The sequence below is a fragment of the uncultured Treponema sp. genome (assembly GCF_945873775.1).
Classification (GTDB): domain Bacteria; phylum Spirochaetota; class Spirochaetia; order Treponematales; family Treponemataceae; genus Treponema_D.
Map to the genome: position 1 here is coordinate 100,996 of NZ_CAMCEC010000005.1, position 12,376 is coordinate 113,371.

Annotated in this window: 10 protein-coding genes; 2 read left to right on the forward strand and 8 right to left on the reverse strand. The window is 40.9% G+C overall.

Going from position 1 to position 12,376, the window contains the following annotated elements; translation table 11 throughout:
* Positions 1–5: 5 nt before the first annotated feature.
* Positions 6–983 carry a carbohydrate ABC transporter permease gene (locus Q0N70_RS04160; RefSeq protein WP_294014146.1) on the reverse strand — a complete coding sequence of 326 codons (978 nt, stop codon included), beginning with the start codon at positions 981–983 and terminating at the stop codon, positions 6–8.
* A 162-nt stretch (positions 984–1,145) separates the two neighbouring features.
* A complete protein-coding gene (locus tag Q0N70_RS04165; RefSeq protein WP_294014148.1) occupies positions 1,146–2,480 on the reverse strand; it encodes a carbohydrate ABC transporter substrate-binding protein in 1,335 nt (444 codons plus the stop codon).
* Positions 2,481–2,701: 221 nt separating this feature from the next.
* Here Q0N70_RS04165 and Q0N70_RS04170 point away from each other — a divergent pair, with 221 nt between their 5' ends.
* Both Q0N70_RS04170 and Q0N70_RS04175 read left to right on the forward strand, forming a co-directional pair.
* Complete coding sequence (locus Q0N70_RS04170; RefSeq protein ID WP_294014150.1) at positions 2,702–3,343, forward strand: HAD family hydrolase; 642 nt, start codon at positions 2,702–2,704, stop codon at positions 3,341–3,343.
* Between the two features lie 97 nt (positions 3,344–3,440).
* On the forward strand, positions 3,441–4,052 hold the full coding sequence (locus Q0N70_RS04175) for an HAD family phosphatase (RefSeq protein WP_294014152.1): 612 nt from the start codon (positions 3,441–3,443) through the stop codon (positions 4,050–4,052).
* On the opposite strand, the gene Q0N70_RS04180 is transcribed toward Q0N70_RS04175, so the two are convergent.
* The 6 genes from Q0N70_RS04180 to dnaK all read right to left on the reverse strand — a co-directional run bounded on the left by Q0N70_RS04180 (position 4,049) and on the right by dnaK (position 12,367).
* Entirely contained in the window at positions 4,049–4,879 is an 831-nt protein-coding gene (locus Q0N70_RS04180; RefSeq protein ID WP_294014154.1) for a M15 family metallopeptidase, read from the reverse strand. The two genes, Q0N70_RS04175 and Q0N70_RS04180, sit on opposite strands and share 4 nt — an antisense overlap.
* Entirely contained in the window at positions 4,872–5,204 is a 333-nt protein-coding gene (locus Q0N70_RS04185; RefSeq protein ID WP_294014156.1) for an STAS domain-containing protein, read from the reverse strand. Before Q0N70_RS04185 ends, Q0N70_RS04180 begins: the two co-directional genes overlap by 8 nt.
* Before the next feature lie 35 nt (positions 5,205–5,239).
* Entirely contained in the window at positions 5,240–7,495 is a 2,256-nt protein-coding gene (locus Q0N70_RS04190) for a PP2C family protein-serine/threonine phosphatase (protein ID WP_294014158.1), read from the reverse strand.
* A gap of 3 nt (positions 7,496–7,498) precedes the next feature.
* Positions 7,499–8,899 carry a SpoIIE family protein phosphatase gene (locus Q0N70_RS04195; RefSeq protein WP_294014160.1) on the reverse strand — a complete coding sequence of 467 codons (1,401 nt, stop codon included), beginning with the start codon at positions 8,897–8,899 and terminating at the stop codon, positions 7,499–7,501.
* Positions 8,900–9,191: 292 nt separating this feature from the next.
* Positions 9,192–10,340, reverse strand: a complete 1,149-nt coding sequence (gene dnaJ, locus Q0N70_RS04200) for a molecular chaperone DnaJ (RefSeq protein WP_294014162.1) — start codon at positions 10,338–10,340, stop codon at positions 9,192–9,194.
* A gap of 77 nt (positions 10,341–10,417) precedes the next feature.
* Positions 10,418–12,367, reverse strand: coding sequence for a molecular chaperone DnaK (gene dnaK, locus Q0N70_RS04205; RefSeq protein WP_294014164.1), 1,950 nt, complete (start codon positions 12,365–12,367; stop codon positions 10,418–10,420).
* Positions 12,368–12,376: the final 9 nt, after the last annotated feature.

Sequence of the window (12,376 nt, forward strand, 5' to 3'; positions counted from 1 at the left end):
ATCTCCTATCTTTTATTCTGGTACTTGCTCATAGTAATCTTATAAACAAGTCCGCTCAAAACACCAGTAACTGCAAACAGAAGTACAGAAATAGCTCCTGCAGGTCCGTAGTTCTTGCTCTGAAGATGATTGTTAAGCTTCATAATAATTGTCATTGTGGTTCTGTCTGGAGTACCAGCAGCATTTGTCAAAATCTGCGGAACATCGAACATCTGAATACCACCAATCAAAGAAGTAATGAAAACATAAACAAAAATCGGAAGAAGCAATGGCATTGTAACTTTGAAGAACACCTGAGAAGGAGAAGCTCCGTCTATGCGGGCTGCTTCAAAGAGGCTGTTATCAATTCCCATAACGCCAGCCATAAGCAAAATTGTTGTGTTTCCATACCACATAAGGAAGTTCATTGCAGCAACCAAAGTTCTAGTCCAAGCGGTAGAAGTAAAGAAGTAGATTGGCTTCATCGGTTCAGCCGCACCAAGACCAATAGCTGTTTCATTTGTCTTGTCAACAATAGAGCGGATCATGCCGTTTACAGGACCATTAGGCGAGAACAAAGTAAAGAACAGCATTGCGAATGTCGCCGCCATAATCAAGTTAGGCATATAAATAACTGTCTTAAAGAATCCCTGCCCTTTTAGGTTAAGTTCTGTGTTTGTAAACCAAACAGCAAGAAGCAAAGATATTATAATCTGCGGAACAAATCCCATGACCCACATTATAAGTGTATTAAGGAAATATTTTCCCAAACTGTCGCCAGCGGTAAATATCGCCTTGAAATTTTCCAAACCAATAAAAGTAGGTCCAACAGTAAGAAGTCCTACACGGTAATACTCAAAGAAGCTGAAAATAAAAGTTGTCAAAAGCGGAATGAGCGAAAATATAATATAAATTACAAAGAATGGCGCAATAAAAACATATCCCCAATTATCATACTGGATGGTATGCTTTCTATTTGCACTTTTTTTAACATTATTTTTCATTAAATCCTCTCAGAAATAATAGCAACACATCATAGAGGGAAGTATTTCTATTGAAAAAAGCGGGTAAAAAAAATGCCACCTCAAAAAAAGGCGGCACTTTCTTTCTGCAACCTTGAGACTGAAACCATGAATCCATGGTTTCAGTGATAAGAATTACATCAATTATTTAGACAAGTTTGGATAAAGTTCGATAACAGAAGTATAGAAGTTGTTCCAAGCCTGATCCTGTGAAACTTTTCCGTTGTAGTAGTCAGCCATAGCAGCCATAAGTTTTTCTGTCATACCCTGGTCGTACATAGACATGCAGCTCTTGTCGATAGAATCAGCAGAATCGATGAATACTGCCATGTGGTTCTGTCCGCCCAAGAATGGGTTCTGGTAGTCAGATGCTGCAACTTCGCGCATAGCAGGAGCGTTGTTTGTGAAGTCGCCCATTTCTGTAGCAATGCGAACCATTGTGTCTTTTTCGCAAGTAAGTGTGAGCATGATGTCTTTGATCAAGTCAACATTGTCTGAACCTGCTGCACCGCAAATCCAAGTTCCACCCCATGAGAATCCCATAGGTCCTTTGCAGAATGCCCAGTCGCCATAAGAACCGTTTCCAGCAACATTTCCCTTTGCAGGATCATCGAGAGTGTTAGGAGCAAGACAGAAGTCAATGAACCAAGCTGGTCCGAAGTATCCGAATACTTTTCCGTCTTTCTTTGCACCCTGGAAGCTTTCTGCTGACCAAAGGTTAGCTTTGTTGTTGTATCCCTTGTCTGTGTATGTCTTTGTCATGTCAACCCAGCGCTGGATCATCGGATCAACTTTGATTTTGTTTCCTACAACCCATTTTGTCTTTACGTTGTCAGAGAATACACGGAATGCATCATCAAATCCAGAAAGCATGAAGTATCCTTTTGCTTTTGCTTTTGCAGCAACTGAGTCAAATTTGTCCCAGTTAGCAAGAGCTTCCTGTACTTTTGCTGGATCGTCTGTTCCAAGAACAGCTTTTGCGATTGAGCGGCGATAGATAAATCCAGCCGGACAAGCCTGCCAAGAAACACCTTTGAGAACTCCTTTAGAGTCTGTCATGATGTCTTTTGTATACTTGAACTGGTTGGCCAAGTCAGCCTTTGTAAGACCGATGTCTTTAACTACATCGAGAGTATATGGTGTGTCAACATACTTCAATGCATAGTCAGCTTCAACAAGGAACATATCAATCTTTTCATCTGCTGCAACTGAGTTCTGTGCAAGAAGAGCTTCATCAAGCTTATTCTGATAAGCGTTTCCCTGGTTTGGAGTCTGGATAAAGTTTACTTTTACACCAGCTGGAACTTTTGATTTGTAGTATTTTTCGAAACGTGCTGGGAATTCATCGTTCCAAACAGCGATGTTCAATACTTTTCCGCCAGTTGTCTTACCTTTAGCCTTCTTCTTTCCCCAAGGTGCTGATGTTGCTACTGACGCAACCAATGCTACTCCCAAAACTGTAGCTACTAACTTTTTCATGCAATTGCCTCCTTCATTAGTAATGCATAAACCTTTTTTCTTTCTAAGGTGATTTTTATTATAAATCAGAATTTTTGTTTTGCAACAAAAAAAAAGCAAAAAAAATCAATTTTTGTAGAAACGTTTCAATAATAATTATTGTTATCTTTAGAGCAGCAAAACTATATTTAAAACTAAAAGACACACTTTTTATGCAACATGAAATTCGCTATAATATAAATATGAAAAACAGCGGTTTTAACGGAATCATTCTGGACATAGACGGCACAATCTGGAATACAACTGGAATTGTCGCGGTCGCCTGGAACAAGGCAATTGAAATGTCCGGGCTAAAGGCAAAAAAAGTAAACGCTCAGATTCTTCAGCAGGAATTCGGAAAAACAATGGACACAATCGCAAGCGACTTATGGCCGGAACTAGACAAGGCGGAACAAAGCAAGCTAATGTCTTACTGCTGCACGGAAGAACAGATTGCAATCCGGGAAAATACATTCGACATAACATATCCCGGCGTAATTGAAACAATAAAAGAACTTTCTTCCTCGAAAAATTTTTATATTGTAAGCAACTGCCAAAACGGATACATTGAGCTGACAATGGAAAAAACGGGACTTTCGCCTTTCATAAAGGACTACGAATGCTTCGGGCGCACAGGAAAATCCAAAGCGGAAAACATTCAGATTCTGATGGCAAGGAACGGAATGAGTTCCGCAGTTTACATTGGCGACACGCAAGGAGACGCGGACGCTTGCAGGCAGGCGGGAATTCCTTTTATCTGGACTTCCTACGGATTCGGAAAAGCTTCAAAATATATAGAAAAACTTGAAAACTTCTGCGACTTAAAAAAAATATTTTCAGAATAAGGGGGACAATTTTCAAGTTTTGTAATTTAATGTCATTATCAGGCCATAGCACGAGAATGACATTTGACCTAAAATATATTTTTCATTTGGAGGAAAAATGCTTTATATTTTCGACATGGGCGGAGTTGTAACAAATTCCGCGGTTTTAGATGACAAATTGTGCAAGGTTCTTGGAATTTCAGTTGAAGAATTTGAAAGAATCTGCGGAAAAAAAACAGACGGCGCGAACAAAGGCCAGCTTGAAAGCCTAGGATTGTTCAGCCTTTGCTCCGACGGAATAATCGACACAAACGAATTTTGGGCGGAATTTTCAAAGAGAAGCGGAATTGCAGTAAAAACAGACTGGTTCAGGTGGCTTTTTCATCCTGTAAGAAATGAAAAAACTGTGGCAATTGTAAAAACTTTGCGTTCAGAAGGAAACAGAGTTGTGTGCGGAACAAACACAGTTTCTGCGCATTATTTTAACCACCTCGAGCGTGGCGACTATGCAATTTTTGACCAAACTTACAGCTCATGCAACATGGGAGTTTCCAAGCCGGACACAAACTTCTGGAAAATAATCCTTGAGGCGGAAAACGTTCCTGCAAAAGACGCTGTGTTCATTGACGACAGAAAGGACAACTGCGAAGCCGCCGCTTCAATTGGAATACACGCAATCCAGTTTACCACAGCGGAAGAAGTAGCAGAACTCTTGGGCGTAAAAATTTAAAGTGTGTTTTTCCAGCAGTCTATAAATTCAAGCATGAACTGCTGGATTCCGCCGAACCACTTCTGTTGAAAACGGCAGGCATTTTTTCCTATGTAGCGGAAGTGCCAGCATTCCCAACGGTAGCTGGTAACATCTTCATAGCCTTTTGGAAATGAAAGCGACCAGCCGTAATCCGCGGCATTTTTATAGACCCACTGACCCATCTGCGTCTTGTCAAAGTCATCAGAAATAGAGCCAAAGTCAACTGCAGTTCCAAGCTGATGCTGGCTTGTTCCAGGACGCGCGCTTTCACGTTCAGCTTCTTCAAGTCCGTCTACGCTTACCCAGTAATTAAAAAGATTTTCCTGATAAGAATAAGAGCGGTAAACAGAACTCACCAAAAGCCTGATTCCGTCATTTAATGCGGCTTGCGCCATTTCTTTTAAAGCAGAATAAGCTTCCGGGCGGATTTTCATTCCGGCTTTGTTCAAGTCAAAAAGGCTGTTTTTTTCCAGAGAAATCAAATCTTTCGGCGCATAAGATGAAGACGCGCTGTGCTTTTTGTCAATTAAGAAGAAAAGGCTTTTATCATCCGGGCGGAATGTTTTTTCCTCTTCAAGAATCGCATAAAGGTCTTTTATAAATTCCGTCTTGTTTTCTTCTGTAACACAAATGGCTTCTTTTGCCCTGCCAGACATTTTCTGAAAAACTCTGTTGAATTTTTCTTCTTCCGCAGATGGAATTTTTACAACCGGCTTAGAAGGCTCTGCGTAAACTTTTTTGCAGCAACCGGCAAAACAAAAAATCCCGGCAACTGCAAAAGCCGCCAAAAGCATTTTTTTAGTCATCAGAAACCTCAGTAACTGAGTGAATTATATGGAACATATCAAAAAATCCAGTCCGCTCCAAGGCACGTTTTATCGGCTCGGAAGGATTCATTATAAAAAGCTTTGTTCCAGAACTTTCTGCGTCATTGTGCCCAGCAAGAATAACTCCAACGCCAGAAGAGTCAACTTGTGTAATCTGGCTTGAATCAAGCACAACATTCGTGTCAACAATATATTCAAAAAGCTTTTCCTGAAGCTCAGTAATCGTGTACGAATTCAAAGAGCCTGTAAGTTCAAGCAGCATATAGTTAACACCAATTTTTTCTTTAAGCGCAAGCTGATCCATTTTTTGCCTCTTTTAAAAATCTTTTTATAAAAATCTTAAGCTTGAGCAGCCTGATTTCCCAAATATTTCATAACAAGCATCGTAATGTCGTTTTCAAGTTCCTTTGAAGTAAATTCAACAAGAGCATCGTAAGTGAACTTTGCCATTTTTTCAGCAGGATAGCCGGAATTTTCCATAAGAGCATTCTGTGTTCTTGTTTTTCCGAAAATGTCGCCACGCAAAGACTTTGTATCAATAATTCCGTCCGTTACAATCATAACAATGTCGCCTTCGGAAAGTTTGACTTTCTTTACTTTTATGTACGGAGCAACATCTTTTACGAATCCAAGAATATGTCCTTCGCCCTGAACTTCAATAACATTGTTATAGGCGCGAGTGTATACAAGCAACGCTGGAATTCCGCAGTTGATATAATACATTGTGTCTGTGTTGAAATCAAGAATTCCAAAAGTTCCGGCAAAGAAAGTTCCCTTTGGAAGATTTTCACGGATAAATGTATTCACTTTTGCAACAAGCAGCTTAAAGTCTGTAGTTTCAGAAAGGAAAGTTCTGATAATGGACTTCAAGATAACCATTCCCATTGAAGCCGCGATTCCTTTTCCGCTTAAAGCTCCAATTACAAAAATGTGCCGCGTATCTGTAAGGCGGATCATGTCAACAAATTCACCGCCGATGTTGTGAGCCGGAACCATAAGATAGCCAGCGTCAATTTTCTTGCTTTTTATTAAATCCATGTTTTCCTGAATGGAAGTAATAATCTGCCCGGACATTCTGATTTCGCGGTTTACAGTTCCAACAACGGCTTCGTTCATGATATTCTTTACGTAATATCCTACAACGAAGAAATTTGAATAGAATTTGTTAAAGACTTCGTAATCGTATTCAGAATAAATGTTCCCACTGATTTTTTTGCCAAGAAGAATCAAGCCGATAAACTGGCGTCCTTCGTTCAGCATAATCATAGCATCTGAATTTGTGCTGTCCATTACTCCAAGAATTTTGCTTCTTACAGAGGCAACGGAATTGTTGGTCTGGGCAAATTCGCGGAAAACAATCTGATGATGGTTGTTCAAAAGAACATCCGCAACTGACTGGTCAATCGGAGTAGAAAAACTTTTGTCGCCGTCAGAAGAATAAATGCAGCTCATGTTTCCAACGCCGTCATCAATAAGAATTCTCATTGAAGAAGAGCCGACATATTTTTTGAAAACATTGAAAACGCTTCCTGTAATTTCGTTCGCTTCAAGGCTGAAATCAATTGAAGTTATGTCGCGCTCGAAATCTTCCGAATACATTTTGTTTCTGAAAAGCTCGGAATTCCTGAACTTTCTGCGGAAAAGCATAAACACAAAGAAAACAAACGCAATCGCAACATAAATCAAAAGCTCAAAAATATGAATGTTCACATTTGAAATCGGAAGAAGCAAAATAAAGAACACTGCGGAAATAAGCATCGGCGCAATAAATCCAATCAAAAGGCGCACAAAGCCCATCAAAAGAATTCTAGCGTCAACAATTTCGTCATTGTCATTTGAGCGGGCAAAGAAATACATTCCCGGAATAAATCCAATCGGAGCAAAATTGTTAAGAACAGGCTGAATTTCAGAGCAAAGATTCATGTACCAGAAAACTGCCCAGGAAAGCATAATTCCAAACACATTCTGAAGCATATTCTGCTGCTTGAGTTTTGAACTTGTGTTTTCTGCGCGGACAATAACCATCACGCAAACAAATGCCGGAATCACAACTCTGTAAATGAAATTATACAAAGTAAGCCATGAAACATTGAATGCGCCGCTCAGTTTTCCTTTAAATACGATTCCAGAAGAAATGCGCAGGAAGTTTCCTTTTGCAAGCGAAACCGAAGTAAATGCGTTCGGAGCAAAGAAAACCATGTAAACGGCAAGAATAAAAAGCAAAACCTGAAAAAACGTAACAGCCTTGTATTTTTTATAATCCGGGAAAACAAGCATATAGCTGCAGGAACACATAGAAAACCAGCCCATCATCAGGTAAGTGAATCTACCTGAAAGCAAGGCTGCTGGAAATGAGTTATGAAGCTCAACATGAAGCGACTGCGTTCCATCTGGATTGGAAAGCAAAGTATGTTGCACTGAATTGTCCAGACAGAGTATAATTGTAATCGCCATAAATAAAAATATAACACCCAAGAACAAAAACAAGTTTACAAGGCTTGCGTTTGAAGAATTTCCCTTTACATTTTTATCAATGCTAAATGAAATATAAACAAGAATAGCGCAGATAATAATATTTATAACAGCAAAAATCATTTTCTACCTCTCGACCTTGGCGACCATCATTGTAACGTCGTCCCTGAGTTTTTTTCCACCGTTGTAGTCCATAATAAGATTTACAACATCATCAATGAATTCTTTTGGCGACTTAGACGCGCTCTTTTTAATTGTCTTTTGATAAAGCTCTGTGTCTCCAAGCTCCACGCCTTCGTCATTCATAACTTCAGAAACACCGTCGGAAGCCATAAGGATAACATCATCGCGGAACAAACGCTGCTCATCAACCTGAACATCGTCAATGTCAATAATTCCAACGAGCGAGCAGTTAGAAGTCAAAGGCTTGATTCTATAGCCGGACGGAGAATTTGTAATAATCAGCGGGTCAGACATGGAAGCGTTTACATAGCGGATTGTCATTTTTTCAGTGTCAACAATTCCAATAAAAAGAACCGTGTACTTATCCTGAAGCTTCATGCCTTTAATCGCCTTGTCAACAGCCTTGATCATGGCAGGAAGATTTTCCTTGTCTCCAAGAATTTTTACAGTGTTCATAACAAGTCCCATGACCAGCGCGGCTGCAAGACCTTTTCCAGAAACGTCTCCAAGCATAAGAAGCGTTTTTGTCGGCGAAATCGGAAGAACTGAATAATAGTCTCCAGAAACATTTACAAGCGGACGGTAATATGCCGCAACGGAAAGCTTGTCAATTTTAGGCATATTCAGCGGCAAGAACGACTTTTGTGTGTCCGCAAGCTGTTTCCATTCCCTTGAAAGCGAAGAAATTTCAGACAAATTGCTGATTGTAAGTGCCCTGGCCTGAAAACGCGCGAATTCATCATAAAGAAGCTTGTAAATTTCAGAATCAAAAAGTTTTGTGTAGCGGCAGAAAACGTAAAGATGCTTTTTATTATTTGAAAGAATAAAACCACGTGCCTGGCTCTGCTTTGTTACAATGCCGAATTCATTTCCCATAAAGAAATAGCCTTCACCCCAAGTAACAGGATAATTAAGCCTGAGCGCATCCATTACAGATTCAGAGCAGGAAATTCTGTCCGGGCTGTTGTAAAGAACATAGTCTTTTTCACGGTCAATAAAAAGAACAGAACAGTCGCCTTTAACTTCAAGAACTGAAGAAATCGCCTCGTAAAAATCATCCAGCGAATAGCAGAAACGGATTTTGTCAATGAATTCACTTAAAATGCCGGTTTCCTTTGTAAAAAGCGCCTTGTTTCGGATTATGTTAAGAATACCGTTTTTTGCACGTGTAACAACAACATAAATAATTGAAAAAACAACAGAAGATGTTATAAAGGCAAAGAATATAACATTTTCACGCGCATTTTTTACAGCAGGAGAAACGGCTGAAACTAAGAAAGCTAAAATTACAAGAAAAATGGCTCCCGTTGCAATTAAAACGGCATGTCTTTTAGTCTTATACATTTCTGCACCTCGCTCTTGGGTTTATACAACAGTATATCATACTATCGGCAGAAATTTAAGAAAAAATTATATGAAACTTGGAAATGCGCAAAAACAGAGGAGATGTCCCGCAAGTATCTTTTATGTCATTTTCGGGCTTGCCCCTGCGATGTTTGTGCAGCAAACTCGGTTAGAAATCTAAATGCATATATTACAATCATTTAAAGATTGTCGTATCAAGTACGACAATGACATTTAGAACTTATTGGACATCCCTTGACATTTTTTAAGCCAAAGAATGGCAGTTTGTTTATCAGCCTAAGGACTCTCTTGTCAAAAGGTCTGGCGAAGACGTTGGCTTTTCCAATGCAGCAAAGGATTCCATCGCGGCAATCTGCTGACGGGAAAGTTTTGAAGGAATCTGAACCATAATCTTTACATAAAGATCGCCTTTTCTTGAAGAGCCTTCAACTGGAACACCTTCATCACGCACGCGGAGGAATTTTCCATGCTGAGTTCCTGCTGGAACTTTTATAGACAAAGTTTTTCCGTCAAGATTCTTGATTTCTATGCTAGCTCCCAAAACTGCCTGTGATATGCTTATTGGAACTGCGCAATACAAATCATGCCCGTCGCGCTCAAAATATCTGTCAGATCTTACATTTACAACTATTATAAGATCTCCGGCAGCACCGCCATTTGTTCCGGCGTTTCCCATTCCGTGGATAGAAAGACGTCTTCCGTTTTCTACGCCAGCAGGAATTTTTACGCTCATTGTTGTTGACTTTGCAAAAACTCCAGTTCCGTGGCAAGAAGCGCAAGGTTTGTCGATTACAGTTCCCTTTCCACGGCAAGTAGGACAAGTCTGCTGAACCACAAAGAATCCGGAACTTCTTCCAACCTGACCTCTTCCGCCGCAGCTAGGACAAGTCTTTACAGAAGAACCTGCAGCTCCGCCTGTTCCGTGGCAGTCAGGACACTGTTCATCCCGCCGGAAAGTTATATCTTTTTTGCAGCCATAAACTGCCTCTTTAAAATCAATATGCAAATCGTAACGCAAGCTCGCGCCGTCATTGTTGCCTCTGCTTCTTCCGCCTGAACCACCGCCAAAGCTGAAACCGCCGCCAAATAGATTTTCAAAAATATCGCTGAAACCGCCAGAGCCGCCAAACAAATCGCTAAAGTCGTGGAAAGCATGGCTATATCCACCGCCAGCGCCTCCGCCGCCCATTCCTTCCAAACCGGCAAAACCATACTGGTCATAAATCGGACGTTTCTGGTCATCGCTTAGAACTTCATAAGCTTCTGTCGCTTCCTTGAATTTTTCTTCCGCAGTTTTATCACCCGGATTGCGGTCTGGATGATACTGAATGGCAAGTTTTCTATAAGCTTTTTTTATTGCGTCCTTATCCGCGCTTTTGTCAACGCCTAAAACTTCGTAATAATCACGTTTTGCAGACATAATGTCTTCCTATAAAATCGAGGTTGCCCCGAAATTTCTTTCAAGGCAACCCCGTTTCTCTTACTTTAGATTAGATTTTAGTTTTTTACTTCGTACTCAACGTCATCAGCGTTGTTTGCGCCTTTGAATCCAGAAGCATTTCCATCTTTTCCTTCATCAGGATTTGGATTTGAAGCGCTCTGTGCTCCTGCCGCGCCCTGCTGTTGCTGTGCAGCCTGAGACTTGTAAAGCTCTTCAGCCATCTTGTAAGAAGCCTGCTTCAAGTTTTCAGACTTAGCCTTGATGTCATCGATATTGTCGCCTTTAAGAGCTTCTTTAAGCTCGTTCATGGCAGCTTCAATCTTTGACTTTTCATCAGCAGAAATCTTGTCGCCTATATCCTTGAGAGATTTTTCAGTTGCATAAACAAGGCTGTCAGCTTCGTTCTTTGCATCAATTGCCTCTCTTTTCTTTTTGTCAGCATCAGCATTTGCCTCGGCATCTTTTACCATGCGGTTGATTTCCTCTTCAGAAAGTCCGCTTGAAGAAGTAATCTGAATATGCTGCTCTTTGCCTGTTCCCATATCCTTTGCGCTTACATGGACAATTCCGTTCGCATCAATATCGAATGTAACTTCAATCTGAGGAACACCACGTGGAGCCGCAGGAATTCCTGTAAGGTCAAAGTTGCCCAAAGTTCTGTTCTGGGCTGCCATTTCGCGCTCACCCTGAAGAACATGGATGCTTACAGCAGTCTGATTGTCCGCCGCTGTGGAGAAAACCTGGCTCTTCTTTGTAGGAATTGTTGTGTTACGGTTGATAAGACGTGTAAATACGCCGCCCATTGTTTCAATTCCCAAAGAAAGAGGAGTTACATCAAGCAAAAGAACATCTTTTACATCGCCAGCAAGAACACCGCCCTGAATTGCAGCTCCGATTGCAACTGCTTCATCCGGGTTAACAGCACGGCTTCCTTCTTTTCCGAAAATTGACTTTACAATTTCCTGAACTTTTGGCATACGGCTTGAACCGCCGACAAGAAGAACTTCGTCAATCTTATCTGGCGTAATTTCAGCATCTTTCATAGCCTTCATACAAGGCTCGCGTGTAGCTTCAAACAGATGGTCTGTCATCTGCTCAAACTGCGCGCGTGTCAAAGTTTTCTGCAAGTGCTTTGGACCTGTGGCATCAGCTGTAATAAACGGCAAGTTGATTTCTGTTGTTGTCTGGTTTGAAAGAGAAATCTTTGCATTTTCAGCAGCTTCACGAAGTCTCTGCAAAGCCATGCTGTCTTTTGAAAGATCAATTCCAGTATCAGCCTTGAACTGCTCAATAAGCCAGTTTACAACACAGCGGTCCCAGTCGTCTCCACCAAGGTGAGTGTTTCCGTTTGTAGATTTTACCTCGAAAACGCCGTCGCCAAGCTCAAGAATTGAAATATCAAATGTACCGCCGCCAAGGTCGTATACAGCGATTGTTTTTTCCTGCTTCTGATCCTTGTTGAATCCGAATGCCAAAGAAGCGGCTGTAGGCTCGTTGATAATGCGTTTTACATCAAGACCTGCGATTTTTCCGGCATCTTTTGTAGCCTGACGCTGCGCATCGTTAAAGTAAGCCGGAACTGTAATTACAGCCTCTGTAACTGTTTCGCCAAGGTAATCTTCCGCAGTCTTCTTCATTTTCTGAAGAATAAATGCTGAAATTTCCTGAGGACTGTATTCCTTTTTTGCTCCGTTTTCTTCAACTTCAACACGGACATCTTCACCGTGGTCTTTTACAGTGTATGGAACAAGTTTTGCTTCGCCTGAAAGCTCATTGTAGCGGTGTCCGATAAAACGTTTAATAGAATAAATTGTGTTTTTTGGATTTGTAACCATCTGGTTCTTTGCAGGAAGACCAACAATGCGGTCTCCTTTTGCAGTAAAACCAACGATTGAAGGTGTTGTGCGTCCGCCTTCTGAGTTCTGGATTACAACAGGCTCGCCGTTTTCCATTACAGCGACGCAAGAATTTGTTGTTCCCAAGTCAATTCCAATAATCTTACCCATAATATTTAC